Origin of the sequence: Staphylococcus taiwanensis (assembly GCA_020544305.1) — a bacterium.
GTDB classification, from domain to species: Bacteria; Bacillota; Bacilli; order Staphylococcales; family Staphylococcaceae; genus Staphylococcus; species Staphylococcus taiwanensis.
Genome location: CP058667.1, coordinates 1,477,728 through 1,502,401, shown reverse-complemented (window position 1 = coordinate 1,502,401; position 24,674 = coordinate 1,477,728). Strand labels below are relative to the sequence as shown.

At 32.1% G+C, this 24,674-nt stretch carries 22 protein-coding genes; 14 read left to right on the top strand and 8 right to left on the bottom strand.

The genetic code is table 11. The features are described from left to right. Positions 1–480 precede the first annotated feature (480 nt). The 7 genes from HYI43_07155 to HYI43_07125 are packed head-to-tail and all read left to right on the top strand — an operon-like array spanning position 481 to position 6,805. Positions 481–1,890 (top strand): anthranilate synthase component I, encoded by a 1,410-nt coding sequence (locus HYI43_07155; protein ID UDI78329.1) that lies wholly within the window; start codon positions 481–483, stop codon positions 1,888–1,890. Continuing rightward, on the top strand, positions 1,887–2,486 hold the full coding sequence (locus HYI43_07150; protein UDI78328.1) for an aminodeoxychorismate/anthranilate synthase component II: 600 nt from the start codon (positions 1,887–1,889) through the stop codon (positions 2,484–2,486). Before HYI43_07155 ends, HYI43_07150 begins: the two co-directional genes overlap by 4 nt. Then, complete coding sequence (gene trpD / locus HYI43_07145) at positions 2,461–3,474, top strand: anthranilate phosphoribosyltransferase (GenBank protein UDI78327.1); 1,014 nt, start codon at positions 2,461–2,463, stop codon at positions 3,472–3,474. The genes HYI43_07150 and trpD overlap by 26 nt, the downstream gene beginning before the upstream one ends. Next, positions 3,461–4,243, top strand: a complete 783-nt coding sequence (gene trpC, locus HYI43_07140) for an indole-3-glycerol phosphate synthase TrpC (GenBank protein UDI78326.1) — start codon at positions 3,461–3,463, stop codon at positions 4,241–4,243. Before trpD ends, trpC begins: the two co-directional genes overlap by 14 nt. Next, positions 4,240–4,869 (top strand): phosphoribosylanthranilate isomerase, encoded by a 630-nt coding sequence (locus tag HYI43_07135; protein ID UDI78325.1) that lies wholly within the window; start codon positions 4,240–4,242, stop codon positions 4,867–4,869. The genes trpC and HYI43_07135 overlap by 4 nt, the downstream gene beginning before the upstream one ends. Beyond that, positions 4,870–6,081, top strand: coding sequence for a tryptophan synthase subunit beta (gene trpB / locus HYI43_07130; protein ID UDI78324.1), 1,212 nt, complete (start codon positions 4,870–4,872; stop codon positions 6,079–6,081). Further along, positions 6,074–6,805 (top strand): tryptophan synthase subunit alpha, encoded by a 732-nt coding sequence (locus HYI43_07125; protein UDI78323.1) that lies wholly within the window; start codon positions 6,074–6,076, stop codon positions 6,803–6,805. The genes trpB and HYI43_07125 overlap by 8 nt, the downstream gene beginning before the upstream one ends. Here the strand turns inward: HYI43_07125 and HYI43_07120 are convergent. Beyond that, positions 6,802–7,122, bottom strand: a complete 321-nt coding sequence (locus tag HYI43_07120; GenBank protein UDI78322.1) for a hypothetical protein — start codon at positions 7,120–7,122, stop codon at positions 6,802–6,804. The genes HYI43_07125 and HYI43_07120 overlap by 4 nt on opposite strands. A gap of 337 nt (positions 7,123–7,459) precedes the next feature. On the opposite strand from HYI43_07120, the gene HYI43_07115 reads away from it, so the two are divergent. From HYI43_07115 to HYI43_07100, 4 genes are all read left to right on the top strand, one after another. Beyond that, positions 7,460–8,713, top strand: a complete 1,254-nt coding sequence (locus HYI43_07115) for an aminoacyltransferase (protein ID UDI79283.1) — start codon at positions 7,460–7,462, stop codon at positions 8,711–8,713. A gap of 26 nt (positions 8,714–8,739) precedes the next feature. After that, positions 8,740–10,002, top strand: a complete 1,263-nt coding sequence (locus HYI43_07110) for an aminoacyltransferase (protein ID UDI78321.1) — start codon at positions 8,740–8,742, stop codon at positions 10,000–10,002. A gap of 970 nt (positions 10,003–10,972) precedes the next feature. Next, entirely contained in the window at positions 10,973–11,752 is a 780-nt protein-coding gene (locus tag HYI43_07105) for an HAD-IIB family hydrolase (protein ID UDI78320.1), read from the top strand. Between the two features lie 114 nt (positions 11,753–11,866). Further along, on the top strand, positions 11,867–12,880 hold the full coding sequence (locus HYI43_07100) for an ABC transporter substrate-binding protein (GenBank protein UDI78319.1): 1,014 nt from the start codon (positions 11,867–11,869) through the stop codon (positions 12,878–12,880). Positions 12,881–12,932: 52 nt separating this feature from the next. On the opposite strand, the gene HYI43_07095 is transcribed toward HYI43_07100, so the two are convergent. After that, positions 12,933–13,280 carry a hypothetical protein gene (locus HYI43_07095; GenBank protein ID UDI78318.1) on the bottom strand — a complete coding sequence of 116 codons (348 nt, stop codon included), beginning with the start codon at positions 13,278–13,280 and terminating at the stop codon, positions 12,933–12,935. Between the two features lie 168 nt (positions 13,281–13,448). On the opposite strand from HYI43_07095, the gene pepF reads away from it, so the two are divergent. Then, positions 13,449–15,260 carry an oligoendopeptidase F gene (gene pepF / locus HYI43_07090; protein ID UDI78317.1) on the top strand — a complete coding sequence of 604 codons (1,812 nt, stop codon included), beginning with the start codon at positions 13,449–13,451 and terminating at the stop codon, positions 15,258–15,260. Positions 15,261–15,384: 124 nt separating this feature from the next. Here the strand turns inward: pepF and phoU are convergent, their stop codons facing one another. The 6 genes from phoU to cvfB all read right to left on the bottom strand — a co-directional run bounded on the left by phoU (position 15,385) and on the right by cvfB (position 21,178). After that, positions 15,385–16,026, bottom strand: a complete 642-nt coding sequence (gene phoU, locus HYI43_07085; GenBank protein UDI78316.1) for a phosphate signaling complex protein PhoU — start codon at positions 16,024–16,026, stop codon at positions 15,385–15,387. 9 nt (positions 16,027–16,035) lie between these two features. After that, positions 16,036–16,914, bottom strand: a complete 879-nt coding sequence (locus HYI43_07080; protein ID UDI78315.1) for a phosphate ABC transporter ATP-binding protein — start codon at positions 16,912–16,914, stop codon at positions 16,036–16,038. Between the two features lie 111 nt (positions 16,915–17,025). After that, positions 17,026–17,946, bottom strand: a complete 921-nt coding sequence (gene pstA / locus HYI43_07075) for a phosphate ABC transporter permease PstA (GenBank protein UDI78314.1) — start codon at positions 17,944–17,946, stop codon at positions 17,026–17,028. Between the two features lies 1 nt (position 17,947). After that, complete coding sequence (pstC, locus tag HYI43_07070) at positions 17,948–18,874, bottom strand: phosphate ABC transporter permease subunit PstC (protein ID UDI78313.1); 927 nt, start codon at positions 18,872–18,874, stop codon at positions 17,948–17,950. Between the two features lie 180 nt (positions 18,875–19,054). Continuing rightward, positions 19,055–20,008, bottom strand: coding sequence for a PstS family phosphate ABC transporter substrate-binding protein (locus tag HYI43_07065; protein UDI78312.1), 954 nt, complete (start codon positions 20,006–20,008; stop codon positions 19,055–19,057). A 273-nt stretch (positions 20,009–20,281) separates the two neighbouring features. After that, a complete protein-coding gene (gene cvfB / locus HYI43_07060; protein UDI78311.1) occupies positions 20,282–21,178 on the bottom strand; it encodes an RNA-binding virulence regulatory protein CvfB in 897 nt (298 codons plus the stop codon). A gap of 153 nt (positions 21,179–21,331) precedes the next feature. On the opposite strand from cvfB, the gene HYI43_07055 reads away from it, so the two are divergent. Together HYI43_07055 and HYI43_07050 are read left to right on the top strand one after the other, a co-directional pair. After that, positions 21,332–22,936 carry an ATP-binding cassette domain-containing protein gene (locus HYI43_07055; protein UDI78310.1) on the top strand — a complete coding sequence of 535 codons (1,605 nt, stop codon included), beginning with the start codon at positions 21,332–21,334 and terminating at the stop codon, positions 22,934–22,936. 502 nt (positions 22,937–23,438) lie between these two features. Beyond that, positions 23,439–24,641, top strand: coding sequence for an aspartate kinase (locus HYI43_07050; GenBank protein UDI78309.1), 1,203 nt, complete (start codon positions 23,439–23,441; stop codon positions 24,639–24,641). The last annotated feature ends 33 nt before the right edge of the window (positions 24,642–24,674 follow it).

The following is a 24,674-nucleotide window of genomic DNA, read 5'->3' as shown; positions in this document are numbered from 1 at the left end:
TTTGTGTACTATACTGAAATATAAGAAATATTACACAATTCTATGAATGAAGTAGACGATATGATTTGTAGCACATAGAAAGCCAATGGTTGATGTAAATTGGCACTGCATATTTGTCGAATTGGGTCTAGAATTATAGTTTAATAATTAATGAGTGAACAAATGATTGTTAATTAAGGTGGCACCACGGTAACGCGTCCTTATAGGAACTAGCGTTATACTGTGGTGCTTTTTATATACAATTTAAATTGGCATAAATGGAGTAGTGATGAGTAAGGTAGTGGCAGAAAGTTGATGGTAGATGTAAATCAACACCACTCAACATGAAATTGGGTTTATGCTATTAACAAATCAATAAAATTTAAGTGAATGTTTATATTCGTATTATTCGGAATATTTCGTTAATTTAGGTGGTACCGCGCGTCAGCGTCCTATTATATTAGGAGGCTGACGTTTTTTAAAGAGAGGAAGTGAGAGCATATGGATTTAGTTTATAGAAAATTAAAAGCACATATCACGCCTGAAGTGTTAGGTAACTTACAAGAAGAAAAAATTATATTAGAAAGTACTAGTCCACAACAATTGAAAGGGAGATATTCAATTGTGGCATTAAATCATTATGGAACAGTGGTGTTAAACGATGAACATCTGAAAATTAAAACCAAAGATAAAGAAACGAAAATAACTACAGAACCTTATCTTTATTTAAAAAACTATATTAATCAATATAATGAAAAAATTAAGGACGAAAAATTAAAACGCTTACCATTTGTTTCAGGATTTATTGGAACTTGCAGTTTTGATTTAGTGAGACATGAATTTCCAATTTTAAAGAAAGTGCCTTTGAAAAATACTGATCAAACAATTGATGTTAAATTTTACATGATAGAGGATGTATATGTCTTTGATCATTATAAAGATGAGTTGTATGTTATAGCATCAAATCAATTTTCAAAAGAAACAGTGGAACAATTGCAAGCAAGAGTTGATGAAAGCGTCGAAGCTTTAGGTAACATAAAAGTGTTTGACGATAATTATATAGCTTCTCCAAATAGGTCCGAAATAAAAACTAACATATCGGACAAATCGTTTATTGAAATTGTAAAAAGGATGAAGTCACTGATTACTAAAGGCGATATGTTTCAAGTTGTCCCTTCAAGAATATATAGTTACAAACATCACTTTGGTAAGGAAAAATATCGTTTAAGTTATCAATTATATCAAAATTTAAAAAGAAGAAATCCCAGCCCATATATGTATTACCTTAATAAGGAAAGTCATATTATTGTGGGAAGTTCGCCAGAAAGTTTCGTGACAGTACATAATCATAGTGTGTTTACAAATCCTATTGCTGGAACGATTAGAAGAGGAATAACTGCTCAAGAAGATGAATATAACGCGGCGCAATTATTAACGGATGAAAAAGAATGTAGTGAGCATAGCATGCTAGTTGATTTAGGAAGAAATGACATTCATAGAGTATGTGTAACGGGTACATCAGAAATCACAAAATTAATGCAAATTGAAAAGTATGAACATGTGATGCATATGGTTAGCGAAATTAAAGGGACGTTACGCAAAGATTTATCACCTATGTCTGTCATCGCTAACTTATTACCAACAGGTACCGTTTCAGGTGCACCTAAACTAAGAGCAATACAACGGATATATGAAGCTTATCCTTACAAGAGAGGAATTTATAGCGGTGGCGTGGGTTACATCAATTGCAATCAGAATTTAGACTTTGCTTTGGCAATACGAACCATGTTAATTGATGATAGTACTGTTCAAGTTGAGGCAGGATGTGGTGTGGTTTATGATTCAGTTCCTGAAAAAGAATTGGAAGAAACACGGATTAAAGCTAAAAGTTTATTGGAGGTGACGCCATGATACTCATCATAGACAATTACGATTCGTTCACCTACAACTTAGTAGACGTGATAAGTCAAATAGATGACGTAATAGTTAAATATCCCGATGAAAAAGATGTGTTAACTTATCTTGAAACCATTGATGCACTTATAATATCACCTGGTCCTGGCCATCCTTTGGATAATGATTATTTAATAAATATTATTGATACTTATCAAACTTTACCTATATTAGGTATATGTTTGGGTGCACAAGCACTAACTTGTTACTACGGTGGTCACGTAGTTCAAGGGAAAAAGGTAATGCATGGTAAAGTTGATACAACAGTTGTTACGCGTAAAACACAATTATATAAAGGATTACCACATCATTTTAAAGTAATGAGGTATCATTCGCACATAAGTGATGAATCAACGTTACCTAATAACTTGTTAATTACTGGAAGAACTGAGGATTCGATTCAATCTTTTGAAGATAAATGTCATTTGCATTATGGGATTCAATACCATCCAGAATCATTTGCCACCGAATATGGACAACAAATTATTAATAATTTTATTAGCATCGTGAAGGAAAGGAGCACCCTAGATGGAACGAGTACAACAATTATTTGATAATAAAATGATTAATCAAAGTGACGCAACAGCATTTATAGAATTTCTAATTAATCCTAAAGTGAAAATCGACGAAAAAGTAAATGTATTGCAACATTTTACTAATAAAGAGATAAAACAAAAAGAATTAACTTATATTGTGAATAGTTTGATTCAATCTATGTATCCTAAACAACCATCATATGAAGGAAGTATTTGTGTATGTGGCACAGGAGGGGATAAATCTAACAGTTTTAATGTTTCAACTACAGTATCATTTGTAGTCGCAAGCGCAGGTATACCCGTGATTAAACATGGAAATAAAAGTATCACTTCAAGTTCTGGAAGTACTGACTTACTGAAAGAACTCGGTATAGAAACCACACTTGTTAGGGATGTGCCTTTTCAAGTAAAGGAAAAAGGATTGGCATTTATAAGTGCGATGCAAGCATATCCTATTATGAAATATATTCAACCTGTCAGAAAAATGATTAAAACGCCAACCATATTCAATATTATGGGCCCATTAATTAATCCGTACAAATTAACATACCAAGTAATGGGAGTTTATGATGATAGTAAATTAAAAATGATAGCACAAACACTACGAGATTTAGGTCGACGTAGAGCGATAGTGTTGCACGGGGCAAATGGTATGGATGAAGCTACATTATCTGGAGACAATGAAATTTATGAAGTGAAAGAAGATGGATTAATTGAACACTATTATATCAACGCTAAAGATTTTGGGTTAAAACAGACTGATAATAGCGCGTTACAAGGTGGTAATGCTCGCAAAAACCGACACATAACGCTTGATATATTGAGTGGGCGAGACCGATCTTGTAAACGAGACGTAGTAGTTTTAAATGCTGCACTTGGTTTATATATTGCTGAAAAAGTAGAGACAATTGAGAATGGTATAAAGTATGCTCAAGATTTAATTGATACTGGCAGCGCAATGAAACAATATTTGTTGATGGGAGGCATTCCATATGACCATACTTGATGAAATTGTAATTTATAAGAAAGAACTGTTAAAAAATGGCTATTATAACGACAAATTGAATTCGTTAAAAAAGATAAGTTTCTCTGATAAACCAACATTAGAAAACGCTCTAAAATACAATAACACTTTAAGTTTAATTGCTGAGATTAAGTCCAAAAGCCCTTCTGTCGATGCATTCAACGATCGTAATTTAATACAACAAGTTATGGATTATGAACGTTATGGCGCACAAGCCATATCTATTCTTACTGATGAGAAATATTTTGGGGGTAGCTTTGAAAGATTACAAGAATTATCAGTTTGTACAAAGTTACCTGTACTATGTAAAGACTTTATCATTCATCCGCTTCAAATAGATGTAGCTAAAAAAGCAGGAGCTTCAATTATTCTATTGATTGTTAATATATTATCCGATGCAGAATTAAAAACATTATACGATGATGCTACTTCTAAAGGCATGGAAGTATTAGTTGAAGTACATGATAGTAATGAACTAGCTCGTGCATATCAATTAAATCCTAGAATAATAGGCGTAAATAATCGTGATTTGAAAACTTTTAAGACTAAAGTAGCGCATACAAATCAAATTTTAAAACATAAAAAAGAGGGCTACCTCTATATATCTGAAAGTGGTATTCATTCTGAGGATGATGTACAGCAAATTGTCGGAAGTGGCATTGATGGATTACTAGTAGGTGGAGCACTCATGAACTGTAATCATTTAAAGTCTTTTATTCCGTCTTTAAGATTGAAAAAGGTGACACTATGATTTTAAAATATTGTGGTTTTAAGTCTGAACAGGAAGTTTTAAATTGCATAGATTTAAATATAGATATGATAGGTTTCATTCACTATCCTAAAAGCAAACGGCATGTAACTCTAAATCAATTAAATGCGTTATCGCGTTTAGTTCCTAAGCATATAGATAAAGTAGCGGTATTAGTTAATCCATCATATCAAGAAGTTCAACAAATTATACAATACACTTCGATTAATTCAATACAACTTCACGGTGATGAATCATCTCAATTCATAAATAAAGTTAAGTTGAATTTTAAGAATATTAAGATAATTAAAGCATTACCAGCTAATGAAAGTTTGAAAATGAATCTCACCAAATATAAAAATGATGTTGATTTATTTATTATTGATACACCTTCAGAACATTATGGAGGCACAGGCAAATCATTTGATTGGCAACGATTGCGTCATATCAATATAGAGATTCCTTACCTTATTGCAGGGGGGCTAAGTGCTAGTAAAATTGAAAAAATTCAAAAGTTAAATATCAATTCGCATAGTGGTTATGACATTTCAAGTGGAATTGAAACGAATAATTATAAAGATAAATCTAAAATGATACAGATTATTAATCAAGTGAAAGGAGCAGTATAAATGACTAACATACAAACTGAAGTTGATGAATTAGGATTCTTTGGAGAATACGGAGGACAATATGTCCCAGAAACATTGATGCCAGCGATTATTGAACTCAAAAAAGAATATGAAAAAGCAAAACAAGATGATTCGTTTCAAAATGAAATAGCATATTATTTAAAAGAATATGTTGGGAGAGAAACACCATTAACATACGCGAAAGCATACTCTGAGAAACTTGGTGGTGCTAAAATCTATTTGAAACGTGAAGACTTAAATCATACAGGCGCACACAAAATTAATAATGCGATTGGTCAAGCCTTACTTGCTAAACGCATGGGCAAAAAGAAATTAGTTGCTGAAACTGGCGCAGGTCAACATGGCGTTGCAAGTGCTACAGTTGCTGCACTTTTTGATATGGAATTAGTTGTCTTTATGGGTAGGGAAGATATTAAGCGTCAACAATTGAACGTCTTTCGCATGGAGTTACTCGGTGCGAAAGTAGAAGCAGTAGATGATGGCCAAGGAACACTCTCAGATGCAGTGAACAAAGCACTTCAATATTGGGTGAGTCACGTTGATGATACACATTATTTACTTGGCTCTGCTTTAGGACCAGATCCATTTCCAACTATGGTCAGAGATTTTCAAAGTGTAATTGGAAAAGAAATAAAATCTCAAATAGTTGAAAAAGAAGGGCGATTGCCAGATGCAATCGTTGCATGTATAGGTGGTGGATCAAATGCGATTGGTACATTCTATCCATTTATTCAAGACGCTGTTAAATTATATGGCGTTGAAGCAGCAGGTAAAGGTATGAATACAGATAAACATGCACTTGCTATTGGAAAAGGAAAACCAGGCGTACTTCATGGTTCAAAAATGTACCTTATACAAGATGACCATGGGCAAGTAGAGTTAGCACACTCTATTTCGGCAGGATTAGATTATCCAGGGATTGGTCCTGAACATTCATATTATCATGATATCGGACGTGTTCAATATGAGAATGCAAATGATATTGAAGCTATGGAAGCACTCATCCGCTTCAGCAAAATTGAAGGTATTATACCCGCAATTGAAAGTGCACATGCGCTTAGTTATGTAGAAAAGTTAGCGCCAACTATGAAACAGAATGAAATTATAGTAGTAACGATTTCCGGTAGAGGAGACAAAGATATGGAAACAATTCAACAATATATGCAACAGAGAGGTGAAACGAATGACTAAATTATTTGTGCCTTATGTTATGGGAAATAAGCAATTTATTAAAAATGTAAAATTATTAGATAAGTGTGGGGCCAATATTGTAGAGATTGGCGTGCCATTTTCTGATCCAGTTGCTGATGGCCCGATTATAATGGAAGCAGGAAATAAAGCAATTAAAGAGGGGGTAACCATTGACTATATTTTCAAAGCATTAACAACGCACCAACATGAATTACAATGTCAATATGTATTGATGACATATTATAATATTATAGTATCTTATGGAGAAAAAGCATTTTTCAAAGAATGTGAAAATGCAGGCGTTTATGGTGTGATAATTCCAGATTTACCATATGAATTAGCAGAAAAGTTAAAAGTCAAAATAGCTAATATCAATGTGAAACTGATTTCACTTGTTGCAATGACTACAAGTGATGAACGTACTAATGAAATTATCAATCATGCAGAAGGCTTTATCTATACAGTGACGATGAATGCTACTACAGGTGAAAATGGTACATTCCATCCGGATTTAAAAGAAAAGCTAAAAAGAATTAAAAAGAAAGCGAATGTACCAGTAGTAGCAGGTTTTGGTATTAGAACTGTCGACCATGTTAAAGACATCGCTAATATTGCCGATGGTGTAGTCATAGGTAGTGAAATAGTTAGACGTTTTAATGAAGAAAATATAGACAAAACAGAACAATTTATTAGAGACATTAGAGCAACGTTAGATGAGTTTTAAGAGAAGGGGGTACCTTGGTGGAAATATAATTTCCAATCACCTTCATACCAAAGCCAAATTGAGCTTCTTCGACTTTTACTTTGTTTAGTATGATTAATTAAAGTGTAAATACACAAACGTGCATCTTTAGAAATTGATTTCCATTCAAAATCAACTACATCGTATTCAAATATAGCCAATGTATTAGATTTTAAATCAGATTGAGTAAACGTCTTTCCGGATTGTCCAATTTCTATAAAATCTGGATGAATATAATCTAAAAATGAATTTGTTTTACGGTTATTCGGGTCTAAATGAATGGCTTCATAATTAATCATTTGATTTATCTCCCTTATTGGTGAAATACAATAATTACTAAAAGTTATGATATTTAGCATGCTATAGAATATATAAAGGCTGTTTGTTATATTTAGGAGCGAACAATAAATTCAAAAGAGAATTGTGTTTCGCTCCTGTTTAGCGTGTAATACATATTTTTAGAAGATGGATAATTCTATCAAATAAATGGTTTGTATTTTAGTTTTATTCATATCTATTGTATACTTAACATGACTAGATATATATAAATTTTTATTAAAGATATATTTTAAAACTTTAATATATATGGTGAGCAAAAATCGAGATATAGATTCTTTAAATTAGGAGTTATAAATGATGAAGTTTACAAATTTAACAGCTACAGAGTTCGGTGCTTTTACTGATAAAATGCCTTATAGTCATTTTACACAAATGACTGAAAGTTATGAAATGAAGGTTGCTAATAAAACAGAAACTCATTTAGTTGGTATAAAAAATAAAGAAAATGAAGTTATAGCTGCATGTATGCTTACAGCAGTGCCTGTAATGAAATTTTTTAAATATTTTTACTCAAATCGTGGACCTGTAATTGATTATGATAATAAAGAACTTGTTCACTTTTTCTTTAATGAAATGACTAAATATTTAAAACAACATAATTGTTTATACCTTCGAGTAGATCCTTATTTACCTTATCAATACTTAAATCATGATGGTGAAATTACTGGTAATGCTGGAAATGATTGGTTCTTTGATAAGATGAAACAACTTGGTTTCGAGCATGAAGGATTTACTACTGGTTTTGATCCGATTAAGCAAATCAGATTTCATTCTGTCTTGGATTTAAAAGGGAAAACATCTAAAGATATCTTAAATGGCATGGACAGTTTACGTAAAAGAAACACTAAAAAAGTTCAAAAAAATGGTGTTAAAGTTAAGTTCTTAACAGAAGAGGAATTACCAATATTTAGATCATTTATGCAAGATACAACTGAAACAAAAGAGTTTCAAGATAGAGATGATAGTTTTTATTATGATCGTTATAAACACTTCAAAGATCGCGTATTAGTTCCTTTAGCTTATATGAAATTTGATGAATATATTGAAGAACTTCAAAATGAACGCGACACTCTAAATAAAGATTTAAATAAAGCTATTAAAGATATTGAAAAGAGACCCGATAATAAAAAATCTCTTAATAAAAAAGAAAATCTTGAAAATCAATTAGCAGCAAATCAACAGAAAATGGATGAAGCAACTAAATTACAAAATGAACATGGTAACGAATTACCTATTTCAGCAGGTTTCTTCTTTATTAACCCATTTGAAGTCGTTTATTATGCTGGTGGTACATCAAATGAATTTAGACATTTTGCTGGAAGCTATGCTGTTCAATGGACGATGATCAATTATGCAATTGATCATGGCATTGATAGATATAATTTCTACGGCATTAGTGGTGATTTTAGTGATGACGCTGAAGATGTTGGTGTTATTAAATTTAAAAAAGGTTTCAATGCAGATGTAATTGAATATGTCGGAGACTTTGTGAAACCTATTAACAAGCCTATGTATTCAGTTTATAAAACACTTAAGAAGCTAAAAAAATAAATTTAATTAGAGGGGAATAGACCAATATGAAATTTACAGAGTTAACAGTAAAAGAATTTGAAAACTTTGTACAAAATCCATCATTAGAAAGTCATTACTTCCAAGTAAAAGAAAACATCCAAACTCGTGAAAATGATGGCTTTGAAGTTGTGCTATTGGGTGTTAAAGATGAAAGTAATAAAGTCATAGCTGCCAGTCTTTTTTCTAAAATACCGACAATGGGAAGTTATGTATATTATTCAAATCGTGGTCCCGTAATGGATTATTCTGATCTAGGGCTCGTAGATTTTTACTTACGTGAATTAGAAAAATACTTACATCAACATCAATGTTTATATGTCAAAATTGATCCATATTGGATTTATCAAATTTATGACAAAGACATTAATCCACTTGAAGGTCGAGAAAAAAATGATGCAGTTGTAAACTTATTTAAATCGCATGGTTACGATCATCATGGGTTCACTACAAAATATGATGCTTCAAGTCAAGCGAGATGGATGGGTGTTAGTTATCTCAAAGGGGAAACACCTGATTCATTAAAAAAACAATTCGATAGTCAACGTAAACGAAATATTAATAAAGCGATAAACTACGGAGTAAAAGTTAGATTTCTTGGAAGAGACGAATTACACTTATTCTTAGATTTGTACCGTGAAACAGAAGCGCGTACAGGGTTTGTATCTAAAACTGACGAGTACTTCTATAATTTCTACGATACTTATGGAGATAAAGCGCTTGTTCCACTTGCATATATTGATTTAGATGAATACATAAAATCATTGCAAGATGCTTTAAATGATAAAGAGAGTCGTCGTGATCAAATGATGGCAAAAGAAAACAAAAGTGACAAACAACTTAAAAAAATTGCCGAATTAGATAAGCAGATTGATCATGATAAAAAAGAACTCTTACAAGCTAGTGAATTGCGTCAAACAGATGGCTCAATTTTAAATCTAGCATCTGGAATTTTCTTTGCGAATTCATATGAAGTGAATTATTTCTCTGGAGGTTCATCAGCAAAATACAATAATTATATGGGACCATATATGATGCACTGGCATATGATGAACTATTGCTTTGAACATGGCTATGATCGCTATAATTTCTATGGTTTATCTGGTGATTTTACTGAAGATAGTGAAGATTATGGTGTTTATCGCTTTAAACGAGGTTTTAATGTTTATATTGAGGAATTAATTGGAGATTTTTATAAACCAATAAACAAATTGAAATACTGGTTATTTAATACACTTAATAGCATTCGCAAGAAGGTAAAAAAACAATAAATTAATATTAACAAAGGTTGAGACAATTTATCTTGTCTCAACCTTTGTTAATTTTTGGCAATAATATATGAAGTTAAAGCATATATAATGAGCATTTAATTTACACAATTATCGCCAGGCGAAGCTACCATATCAAATTATATTAATAAGATTTATGTAGCACGCCTTATAATCGTAACGAGTGATAGAGACAAGTTACAATATAGTGTAGGTATTATTCTAAGATGTTAAAACATGTTGCTCCCTACAATTTAATATTACCATAAGTCGTGTTTTTAGCAATAATATTCCAAAACAAATTTATATTTTATTTTTTAAAATGTATTAAAAATTAAGTCTTAGCAAATATCATTTGATTTGAGGATTATAAAAGTATGCATCTCCTGAAAACGAAAACATTACGATTTATACTAATGGGTAGTACTGATTTATATATAAAATGATTAAATAGTCACTGTAATAGCAACATATAAATCAACACCCAAATAATAAGCATTAGTAGTCTAAAGATAATAACTACATGTTAATGTTAATACAAATACGGAAATAAATTTCTTAAGTTTTCATGTATTTAAATATTAACTGCTAAAAATTAAATAAACTAAAATAGTTTAATAGCTAAAGTTTATGAACATTAAATTGTGAATTTCAATCAATAATAATATGTGAGTTATGTATAATGATATGAATAAACGATTACAAATGCTCAGAAATCGTTCTGACAGCGTGTTAAATTACTAGAGTTTTAATTGTAATATATAAAACGACTATTTAGTTTACATAATATATATTATAGGAAGTTGTGTATTGAACTCCAGGGGACCTATTCTTCTATGGATTAATTCACTTCTGATTAAATAGCGTTTATGATTTTTTTTTTAGTTAATATATACTTACATTGATATCATTTAACCACAATATTGTTTTACATGCTAAACTATATACATACTTATATATAAAGGAGTTATATATGAATATCATATTAGATATTGACGGTACGATTTGTTTCGATGGACAACAAATTGATCAAGATATTGTCGATCGTTTACTTAGTTTACATAATATAGGACATAGAATTATTTTTGCTTCAGCAAGACCAATACGTGATTTATTGCCTGTTTTACCTTCACAATTTCACAGATTTACCCTTATCGGCGGTAATGGTTCTATCGTTTCTAACAATCATGAAATACATACACTTGCAACGATTCAGCCAATAGATTTTGAAGTGATTAAGCATGTTATAGATAAATATCATCTTCATTATATTGTCGATGATGAATGGAATTATGCTGCCGATGTTGATGCTACGAATGTTATTTTTCGGCGTCTAGATCCTCACCATTTAGCTCAGCAACTACCGATATCTGAAATAACGACACCAATTAAGACAATATTATTGAATATACCTGAGGACAATTTTAAAGCAATTGCAACGTATTTAAGCACACATGCGCCTAATTTATCACTTATCAATCATTCTGATGAATTTAATATCGATATTACCGCGCAACATATCAATAAATATACTGCTATTCTGCATATTCTTGGTGCTCAACCCACATATATTGCTTTTGGTAATGATCATAATGACATTGAAATGCTACAACATGCTGAAGTTGGCTATTTTGTTACTAATAAGTCAATTGATTCTTCTATTTTTGAAAATAATAATACAATACATCGCATCGCTGCCAATACAAAGTCAATTTGCTATACTCTAGATAGTCTGATACATAAAGACATTTAACTTCCATTGCTTCTACTATGCGACAATAGTTATTGATAAAGGCATAATTAAACAAAACTTATCATTGAAAATGATTATCATTTGCAAGTATAATGGTAATCAGGAGGTTTAATTATGAAAAATTCATTTAAATATATAGCTATACTCTTTTCATTAGTACTATTACTATCTGCGTGCGGAAAGGATTCAAATTCAAAATCATCTAATTCAAAAGATACGATTACTGTAAAAAATACATATGAATTTAAAGATAAAAATAACACGCACAATAAAGGAGAAATGAAAACTGAAAAAGTAAAGGTACCTGTTAATCCAGAGCGTGTTGCAGTGTTGGATTATGGTGCGTTAGATACTATGAAACAAATGGGATTAAAAGATAAAATTGTGGCTATTGCTAAAGGTAAAGGTGCATCATTTTTACCATCTTCCCTATCAGAATTTAAAGATGACAAGTACTTGAATTTAGGAAATCCTGGTCAACCTAACTATGATAATTTAGCAAAAGCTAAACCAGAAATTATTTTCGCGTCGTTTAGACAAGCACATACTAAAACGTTAGATGAAATGAAAAAGGCCGCTCCAAACGCCAAAATTTTATTTGTGAGTCCAGATAATGACCATTATATTGATTCTATAAAAAACAACACAACTATGTTTGGAAAAATTTTTAAAAAGCAAAATAAAGCTAAAGAACTTAATAGTAAATTAACTAAAAAAGTAGAAGAAACCAAAAAAGTGATAAATAATGATACTGTATTATTCTTAAATGTGGATGATAAAGGTGTTAAAGTGTTCGGCCCTACTGGTCGTTTCGGAGGATTCTTAAATAAAGATTTAGGAATTAAGCATGCTGATAAAAGCATGAAAGCCAATTCTGCTGGGAATACCGTTACATATGAATATTTAAACAAAGTAAATCCAGACAAATTATTTGTTATAGATCGTACGCAAAAAGGCAATGATAAATCATTACCATCAGCACTTAATAATGATGTGATAAATAAAATGAAAGCCATTAAACAACATCAAGTTTATCAATTTGAATCTAACGCCTGGTATTTCAGTGAAGGTGGAATAGAAACGACTATTGAGCAATTAGATAAAATTGAAAAAGCATTTAAAAACTAATCTCTAATCACATATATAAATAAACAGCAGTGGATAGATTCCCCACTGCTGTTTATTTTCTATCACGACGACGATACGTTTGATTATGATCGCTCTCGTATTTATGAATTTCTTTTTCTAATTGTTTTTGTTTACGTTCACGACGCCAATTTCTAGTGAAATACCATAATAAAAAGCTAATCAGTAAACTCATGATTGCTAAGAAAGCAGCATAACCTAGTAATGGTTGAAACGAAATGTCGTAAAAATTAGGTATAAAGAATGATAAAACGGCTAACACGACAAACGTTATTACAGCAGCTGAGAACCACTTTTTCAAAACAAGTGAACAAAACACTGTTAAAATAATCATTGCTACTATGGTAACCCACATATAAGTAGGCATATCAAAAATAGTCATGTCAATCTCCTAACATAATAAAATAATTCAATATTCACTATACAATATTGTGTATCTAAATTATACCCCCTTTATCTTGAAGAAGCACTCAGGCTAGAGGCTTAATAATGTGATTAAAATTAATATTATGTATAATGGTTGTGAAAGTTAGTTTAGGGAGTGATAAACATGACTACAGGACTACCATTTAGAAAAGATGTTCCTGAACAAGAAACATGGAACTTAATTGATTTATTTGAAAGTGATAAACAATTTTATGAAACGTTAGAAACTGTGTTGGATGAATCCAAAGCCTTTAATCAAGAATATAAAGGTAAAATTAAGGATGCATCCACTGTTAAAAAAGTTCTGTCTAAATTTGAAGAAATCTTAATTCAATTAGATCGTTTAGGAAATTATGCTGAATTGAGATTAAGTGTAGATACCGCAAATGCAGAAGCGCAAACGTTAAGTGCTAAATTATCAACGAGTTATGGGAAAATCACAAGTCAATTATCATTTGTAGCGTCTGAAATTCTATTATTACCTGATAGTGAAATTAAAAAGGCAATCGCTGAATCCGAGGTACCTCATTATTTAGAAAAATTGATTGAAAGTAAACCATATCAATTGTCTCCAGAAGTTGAGGAAGTATTGGCGAGTCTGTCCCCTACTTTTCAAAGTGCATACGAATTATATGGTACGACTAAAATGTTGGATATCGCATTCGAGACATTTGAGCATGATAACAGTACGTATCCAATGGATTATGCAACATTTGAGAATGAATACGAAGATAATCCAGACCCTGACTTTAGACGTAAAAGCTTTAAAAGCTTTAGCGATGCAATAAGAAAATATCAACATACTACTGCTGCAACATACAATCAACATGTTCAACAAGAAAAAATTGAAGCTGATTTAAGAGGATATGATTCTGTTATTGACTATTTATTGCATGATCAAGAAGTAACTCGAGACATGTATGACAGACAAATCGATGTTATTATGAGCGATTTGGCTCCAGTTATGCAAAAATATGCTAAATTATTACAACGTATTCATGGATTAGATAAAATGCGTTTTGAAGACTTAAAAATCTCAGTTGATCCTACGTATGAACCTGAAATATCAATTGAAGACTCTAAAGAATACATTCATGGTGCATTAAAAGTACTTGGGGAAGACTATATTAAAATGGTCGATAATGCATACGATGACCGATGGATTGATTTTGCTCAGAATAAAGGAAAAGATACAGGTGCGTATTGTGCAAGTCCCTATTACACTCATTCTTATGTATTCATTTCATGGACTGGTAAAATGACTGAAACGTTTATCCTAGCTCATGAATTAGGTCATGCAGGTCATTTTACACTTGCACAACAACATCAAAATTTATTAGATTCAGAAGCATCAATGTATTTTGTTGAAGCACCATCAACTATGAATGAAATGTTAATGGCGAATTATCTCTTTAGTAATAGTGATGATCCGAAATTTAAGCGTTGGGTCATTGGTTCAATATTATCACGTACGTATTATCATAATATGGTGACGCATTTGTTAGAAGCGGCTTATCAACGTGAAGTTTATCGTAAAGTAGATAACGGAGAATCCCTAACTGCACCTGTTTTAAACAACATCATGTTAGATGTTTATGAACAATTCTTTGGTGATGCGGTTGAACTGACAGATGGTACTGAATTAACGTGGATGCGTCAACCACATTACTATATGGGTTTATATTCATATATTTATTCTGCAGGATTAACGATTGGTACAGTCGTTTCAGAGAAAATTAAGCAAGAAGGCCAACCAGCTGTCGATGCTTGGTTAAATACACTTAAAGCTGGAGGAAGCAAGTCACCAATTGAGCTTGCTAAGATTGCAGGAGTAGATATAACAACTGAAGCACCACTTAAAGCAACGATTAAATATATTTCTGACTTAGTAAATGAGGTCGAAGCACTGACAAATGAAATAGAAAAAAATAATTAGTATTTAAAGAAGCCAGTAAATGAATTTATAAAAATCATTTACTGGCTATTTCTCTGGGATTATGTCTCGGACTCAATGTATCCTCTAATTTTGGGTTAATTTAGGATTAATGAATTGATATATATTATTTTTCGAAATGTTCTCCAGTGAAGTAGTAATAAACACTTTCAGCAATGTTTCTAACATGGTCTCCTACTCTTTCAAGATTTCGTGCAGCCAAATGAGCTTGACCTGCAACAAATGGATCGTTATCAATAAGATAAGTCGTATTAACAATATTAATATATAAATCATCGATATCTTTATCTCGTTCGATAATTTCTTTAAGTAGCGTAACATCTTCATGTTTTACGGCAGTGTTTAAATCTTGTAGCATTAACATTGCTAACTTACCCATCGTTTTTAAACGTGTTAATACATAATGGTCAGTGATTTTAACTCTTAGACGTATATGAGCTATATTTGTAGCATTATCCCCCATACGTTCGAAGTCTGTAGAAATCTTTAAGGCAGCCATCATCATTCTTAAATCAGTGGCAATCGGCTGTTGCTTTGTAATTAACATGATTACTTCTTCATTAATTTCATAATCTAAATTGTTAATCGTTTTATCTTTTTCAATAACTTCTCTAGCAAAATTTTTATCATCTTCACTTAACGACACCAATGCATTCTCAAGGTTAAAATAAACACGAAGACCAAGGCGACGAATATCTTTAATTAAATCGCCAAGTTGACCTTCGTATTTTTGTCTAATGATTGTCATAGACGAATATCAACCAAAACGTCCTGAAATATAGTCTTCAGTTTGTTTATCAGAAGGATTAGAGAAGATTTTATCAGTGTCGTCGTATTCGTTCACATAACCATTAAGGAAGAATGCAGTTTTATCAGATACACGTGCAGCTTGTTGCATGTTATGTGTAACCATAATAATAGAATAGTTTTCTTTTAATTCTTGTACTAGTTCCTCAACTCTTAATGTAGAGATAGGGTCTAATGCTGATGTTGGTTCGTCCATTAAGATAACATCTGGTTCAATCGCTAAACATCTCGCAATACAAACACGTTGTTGTTGTCCACCAGATAAACCATAAGCATTAGTGTGTAATCTATCTTTCAACTCATCCCAAATTGCAGCGCCACGTAAAGATTTTTCAACGATTTCATCTAATAGTTTCTTATCTTTGATACCGTGTGTTTTAGGGCCATAAGTGATGTTATCATAAATTGATTTTGGGAATGGGTTTGGTTGTTGGAATACCATACCAACATTCGTTCTTAATTTTTCTTTAGAATTTTCATCAAAGATATTTTGATCACGGTAAAGAATTTTACCAGCAGTTTTTACTGAAGGTACTAATTCAACCATACGGTTTAATGTTTTAATATAAGTTGATTTACCACAACCTGATGGCCCGATAATAGCAGTTACATTATTTTCTAAAATATCTAAATTGATATTTTGTAATGCGTGTGTATCGCCATACCATAAATCTAAATTTTGTGTAGAATATACTACTTTTTTATTGCTATCAGTTTCTTTATTATGTTGTACTTCGTTTGATGAAACTACTGTAGAAATAGGTTCTTTAGTTTGATCAGTGTGTTTTGCGACTTCTTGCTTTTTATCTTTAAGATTTGTATTTGCCATAATTAAAACTCCTTTATATCTGTAAGGTGAAATCCTTTATTAACCAGCCTCTGTACAAGTTAAATGTTCATTTCATCCTTCATTCCCTGATTTATGAGTAAAGTTAGTCGATTAATATTTTCTAGAGAATTTATTTCGTAAGAAAATAGCTACTGCGTTCATTAATAATAAGATGACAAGTAAAACAATGATTGCACCTGAAGCAACGTTTTGGAATTCAGCTTGAGGCATTTTAGCCCAAGTGTAAATTTGTGTCGGCAATGCTGTGAACATTGACATGATGCTTGTTGGCGTTGCTAATAAGATTGTAGGAATACCGATTAAAATTAACGGTGCTGTTTCACCTAATGCACGAGATAGAGATAGGATGAAACCAGTTAAAATACCAGGTAATGCTGCTGGTAATACTACACGTCTAATTGTTTGCCATTTATTTGCACCTAAGCCGTATGACGCTTCGCGGACTGAATTCGGTACTGCACGAATCGCCTCTTGGCTTGATACGATTATAATAGGTAAGATTAGTAATGACATTGTTAATGCTGCCGCGATAACACTATTACCTAAAGATAATGCTTGGATACCACCGCCACGTACGAATAAAGTTAAACCTAATAAACCAAATACGATAGATGGAACACCTGCTAAGTTAGAAATACTAATTTTTATAAAACTAGTGAAAAAGTTTGCTTTAGCATATTCTTCTAAATAAATGGCTGTACCAACACCTAGTACAATAGAAATTGGAATAATACTAACCATTAACCAGATTGTACCTGCCAATGCACCTTTAATACCTGCTTGTGACGGTGTTGAAGATGAGAAATTTGTGAAGAAACTTGGTGTTAAGTAACCTACACCTTTAACAAATGTTTGAACTAAAAGTGCAACAAGTACTAATAGTGCTATTACGATACATGCAAAGAATAACCATTTGTTTATTTTATTAGTCGTTCCACGACTTGAGATATTTTTTTCGACTTTATTTTGGTCAATGAGTGATTTTGCTTTAGGATTTGTAGTAGCTGTCATATTAATACTCCTCTCTGAAGCGTTTCGAAATCCAATAAGAAATTAAGTTCATAATCAACGTGAAGATAAATAATGTGAAACCAACAGCGTAAATACTGTAGTAAACATCTGAACCGAAAGTTGCATCACCAGTAGCAATTTCAACAATATAACCCGTCATTGTTTGAATTGAACTTGTTAAACTTAATGAAGCTGTAGGCGAACTACCAGCGGCTAATGATACGATCATTGTTTCACCGATTGCTCTTGAAATGCCTAATACGATAGATGCAACGACACCAGATGCTGCTGCCGGTAAAACAACTTTAGTAGCAACTTCAAATTTAGTTGAACCTAAACCATAAGCACCTTCACGAATTTTGTTAGGTACAGATGCCATTGCATCTTCACTCATACTTGTGATAACAGGAACAATCATAATACCTACTACAATACCTGGGCTGATAGAGTTGAAACTATCTAATGCTGGGATAATTGTTCTTAATACAGGTGTTACGAATGTTAATGCGAAGAAACCAAATACGATAGTTGGAATACCAGCTAAAATTTCTAGAATTGGTTTAATAATGCGTCGTGCTTTGTCGCTTGCGTATTCACTTAAATAAATAGCAGCGCCTAATCCAATTGGAACAGCAACGATTGTTGCGATAATTGTAATTTTCAAAGTACCGATAACTAATGCCCAAATACCATATTTAGGATCAGAACCAGTTGGATTCCAGTCTTTAGTGAATAAGAATTCAACGATAGATACGCGTGTGAAGAATGTTATTGTCTCAGTGATTAGAGTAAATAAAATACCGATTGTAGTTAGTATAGAGATAGCAGCTATAATTCCTAAAATAATGGGAACTATCTTATCACTGAACCCACCCTTTTTGGCGTTATTCTTAGCTATCATTTCTCTAACATTAGTTTCTGATGCCATATATAACCCTCTCTTTTTCTCCCAATAAATTTAAAAAAGTTGGAAATTGATAAGGTGATTTATGAGTTCAAATTAATTTAAAACGTTTAACAATCACTCATATATTTGAGAACAAGGTGGTAAAAATACCACCCTGTCATACCCCTTAAATAATTCCCAACCCTTTGATATTAATTATGATTATTTTTTATCTGATTTTTTATCATATTTATCTAATTCTTTAAGTTCATCTTTGTAAACTTTGCTTGGTGCAGCTACATAGCCAGCATCTTCAGCAGATTTACCTTTATCATCTAAAGTGAATTTTAAGAATTGTCTCATTACATCGTTATCTTTTAATGATTTTTCTTTAACATATAAGAATAATGGTCTACTTAAAGCGTAAGAACCGTCTTTGATTGTTTTCTTAGTTGGTTCAGTAGTTTTACCTTTGTCGTCTTTGATTTTAACTTCTTTTAATTTATCTTTGTTTTGTTCATAGAAGTTATAACCGAAGTAACCGATACCTTGTTTGTTTTTCTCAACTGATTGAACGATGACGTTAGTGTCTCCGTTTTTCTCAGCTTTGATATCACCTTTGTTCATTACTTCCTCTTCGAAGAAGTCATAAGTACCGTGACTTGAGTTTGGAGAGAATGCTTTAATCTCTTTGTTAGGCCAGCTTGAATTTACATCTTTCCAAGTTTTAGCTTCGCCACTGTAGATTTTTTTCAATTGATCTTTAGATAATTCTTTAACGAAGTCATTATCTTTGTTAACTGCAACGGTTACACCATCTTGTGCAATTTTGAATTCTTTATATTTAATGCCTTTATCTTCCAATTTTTGTTTTTCTTCATCTTTAATAGGTCTAGAAGCTTGAGAGAAATCAGTTTCGCCAGCGATGAATTTTTCAAAACCAGCACCAGTACCTGCTTGACCAGAAGAAATAGTTGCATTTGGATGATCTTTAGACCATTTTTCGTTTAATTTTTCAACGATTGGTGCTACTGTAGATGAACCTTCACCTTTTGCTTCACCTTTAAGATCTTTACCATCGCCAGATCCAGAACCGCCGCTATTTCCACCACCACATGCGCCTAATAATACCGAAGCGCCTAAAACAGTTGTACCAACTAATTGCCATTTTTTCATTAAAATATCCTCCTAATAAATAACCCAAAATGTTATATGTATTTCTTACAATGCTTATATTACATACCTTTTGTTAATATAAAATGGTTTAAATGTAAATATTTTGTTAAGATGACAAAAAATAAATACTTTTCATAAAAAAACTCTATATATTGAAAAAACACCTAGTCACTAAGGGAAGTACCTTAATGGCTAGGTGTGATGAAACATTCTATTTTATTTATACTTATGTGAAGAGAAAACGCCTATTTAAATAGAAGTAAGTCGTTTATTTTATTCTTCAACACGGCTCCAACCTTTTTTAGTAAGGGTTATTTTACCAGTTTCGATGTTAATAATTTTTTGTTTATAAAGGTGACCAATTGCACGTTTAAATGAACCTTTACTCATGTTAAATACTTCCTTGATTGCTTCTGGACTTGATTTATCCCAAAATGGTAATTCACCATCGTATTCTACTAATAAATCAAAGATAATTTGCCCATCATCATCTAAACGTTCGTGTGCTAAAGGTAAAAATGAACCATTTAATTCACCTTTATCATTATGACCGATAATACGTACGTCAACTTCTTCACCTAAACGTGGTTCTTCTTTTCGTTCAGATTCATGAACAAATATTTTGTAGCCGTCTTCTGATAATAAGAAACTACCTATACGTAATAAACGGTATGGTCTAGCTTTGATAAGTTCATTTTGCTTCGAATCATCTAATACTGGCGTGAACATATTCACTACGATTGTTTCACTCGCTAAACGCGCAAACATTTGGTTCTCTCTATCGATTCGTAATGTTACAAGAACATAATCTCCAACTTGTGGCCATAGCGACTTAACTTTTGGTAAATCTTCCCACGGTATTAGTACTTCTCTAGGCAATCCAACATCTACTCGTGCACCATCACGATCTGTTTTTAAAACTTTTGCAAAATCGTATTTATCTTTAGTAATGTCAGGCATATTTTGAGTTGCAAATAATTCGCCTGAACGATTTGGATATATGAAGAAACTATATTCTTCTCCTACTTCTAGTTCGTCTTCATCATTGATTTCAGATTGATTTAATTTTACTTGTTCATTATTCGGTCCTTTTAAAAGATAAGTAGAACCTTCTAATCCGACAACTTCTAAGAATTCTATTGAACCAACGATATCTTTATCTAATGCCATAATATTCTCCTTCAAGGGTTTGTATTCTTTCATATTATAACATGCCTTATTAAAACAAGCATTCACGTGTTTAGGTTCTCATTAGGTCGAAAGTACCATGAGAATATGATATAATTTTTGCGTTAGATAAACGATGAATAAAGGAGTAAATGCATGTTACAAGTAACTGATGTAAGTTTACGATTTGGTGATCGCAAACTATTTGAAGATGTAAATATTAAATTTACAGAAGGTAATTGTTATGGTCTTATTGGTGCGAACGGTGCTGGTAAATCAACATTCTTAAAAATTTTATCTGGAGAAATTGATTCTCAAACTGGCCATGTTTCAATGGGGAAAGATGAACGTTTAGCTGTCCTAAAACAAGACCACTTTGCCTATGAAGACGAACGTGTATTAGATGTTGTGATTAAAGGTCACGAACGCTTATATGAAGTAATGAAAGAAAAAGATGAAATCTATATGAAACCAGATTTCAGTGATGAAGATGGTATTCGTGCTGCTGAATTAGAGGGTGAATTTGCAGAAATGAATGGCTGGAATGCCGAAGCAGATGCAGCTTCCCTACTTTCAGGTCTAGGTATTTCAACAGATTTACAAGATAAATTAATGTCTGAATTGGAAAACAATCAAAAAGTTAAAGTGTTATTAGCACAAAGTTTATTCGGTGATCCAGACGTATTATTACTAGACGAACCTACCAATGGTTTAGATATTCCAGCGATTAGTTGGCTTGAAGACTTTTTAATTAACTTTGATAATACTGTAATCGTAGTATCCCATGACCGTCATTTCCTCAACAATGTATGTACACATATTGCCGATTTAGACTTCGGTAAGATTAAACTGTACGTTGGTAACTATGATTTCTGGTATCAATCTAGTCAATTAGCTCAAAAAATGGCTCAAGAACAAAACAAGAAAAAAGAAGAAAAAATGAAAGAGTTACAAGACTTTATCGCTCGTTTCTCTGCTAATGCTTCTAAATCAAAACAAGCAACAAGTCGTAAGAAACAATTAGAGAAAATCGAATTAGATGATATTCAACCTTCATCAAGACGTTATCCATATGTTAAATTCACACCTGAACGTGAGATTGGTAATGATTTATTATCAGTCGAAGGACTTTCTAAAACAATCGATGGCGAAAAAGTATTAGACAATATTTCATTTACGATGAATCCTAATGATAAAGCAATTTTAATTGGAGATAGTGAGATTGCGAAAACGACATTATTAAAAATTCTAGCTGGTGAAATGGAACCTGATGAAGGAACATTTAAATGGGGAGTTACAACATCTCTAAGTTACTTCCCTAAAGATAATTCAGAATTCTTCGAAGGTGTAGATATGAATCTAGTGGATTGGTTACGTCAGTATGCACCAGAAGATGAACAAACTGAGACTTTCTTACGAGGCTTCTTAGGTCGTATGTTATTTAGTGGTGAAGAAGTTAAGAAAAAAGCAAGCGTGTTATCAGGTGGTGAGAAAGTACGTTGTATGTTAAGTAAAATGATGCTTTCTAGTGCGAATGTATTATTACTTGATGAACCAACAAATCACTTAGATTTAGAGAGTATCACTGCAGTTAATGATGGCTTAGCATCATTTAAAGGTTCTATGATCTTCACTTCATATGACTTTGAATTTATCAATACCATTGCAAATCGTGTCATTGATTTAAATCCTAAAGGTGGATTATCGAAAGAAGTACCATATGAAGAATATTTACAAGAAATTGGTGTATTACAAAAATAATTCAAATCCTTCTTTACGCACTTCCCTATTATAAAATGAGGGAGTGCGTTTTTTACATCTAACATTGAGTAGAATTCGTAAGTACACATACATTAACTCAATGTTCATTTACGCTTTTTAATATATCTTTACAATCATATGGTAAAAAAACTTTTAATTTTTCAGTCTATTTCAAAAAATCACAATTATCGGTTTACAGACACAATTGCCTTATGTATAATGTAAAACATAGCAATTGAATAAGAAATTGATGAGGCGCATCAATCATGAGTATATATTAGATATACCGTCTGCAACGGCTAATATAGAAAGGGTGAGATGCCGAAACGGATGATAATCGCAGATAACATTCGTTGGACTTTATGGTTAAGAGCTGAAAGTTTGTCATTATTATTTAATAATGGAGTGCATCACTTGTATATAAATTATGAGCAAGTTCGCACATTCCGAACTTGTTCTTTTTTTATAGCGTGTGCCTCCCTACATTTTAGGAGGTAAAGTTTTGAAACGAAGTGTTTTAAAGTTCGGTGGTTCATCCGTCGCTGATTTTACAAAAATAAAAAATATTGCAGAAATGCTTAAAAACCGTGTGGATGACGGTGAACAATTAATCGTTGTTGTTAGTGCTATGGGTAAAACAACAGATCGATTAATGGAAAATGTATCAAATCTTACCACAACACCAAAAGATGAAGAACTTGCCCTACTTTTAACTACTGGTGAACAACAAACGGTATCGTACCTATCCATGGTATTAAATGATATCGGAGTTAGTGCTAGAGCCATGACTGGTTATCAAGCTGGAATTAAAACAATTGGGCATCATTTAAAAAGTAAAATTGCTGAAATCAATCCTGAAACGTTTGATAAAGCATTCGCTGAAAAAGATGTATTAGTCGTCGCTGGCTTCCAAGGTATTAATGATGCATTTGAACTTACAACGTTAGGACGTGGAGGTTCAGATACGACGGCAGTTGCAATTGCTGCAAGTAATCAAATTCCGTGCGAAATTTACACTGATGTTGATGGCGTTTATGCCACTGACCCTCGAATATTAAGCAAGGCAAAGCGTTTAGATTATGTATCTTATGAAGAAATGATGGAAATGAGTGCACTAGGCGCAGGCGTTCTTGAAACTCGAAGTGTAGAGCTCGCTAAAAATTATGATATACCACTGTATCTCGGTAGAACTTTATCAAATGTGAAAGGAACATGGATTATGTCAAGAACAGATTTATTAGAGAAAAAAGCTGTAACAGGTGTAGCATTAGATAAGCATATGATGCACGTGACAATAAGTTATCCCCTACCTGATAATCGTCTTTTAACTCAGTTGTTTACAGCATTAGAAGAAGGATCGGTAAATGTGGATATGATATCACAAATTGTAAATGTTGAAGGCTTGCAATTATCATTCTCAATTAAAGACAGCGATGTGCATCAAATTTCAACAATTTTAAGTAATCTATCTTCTACATTTGAGGCATTGGATTATAAACTTAATGAAGAATACGTTAAAATTTCGCTCATTGGTTCTGGTATGAGAGACATGTCAGGCGTTGCATCAAAGGCTTTTATTACATTGATTAATTCAAATATTCCATTCTATCAAACTACAACATCTGAAATTAGTATTTCATATGTGATTGATGCTAATAATGGAGAAAAAGCAGTTGAAGTATTATACGATGCATTTGATATTTAAAAATCAATATGCTATTTATAAATAATTTTTTTA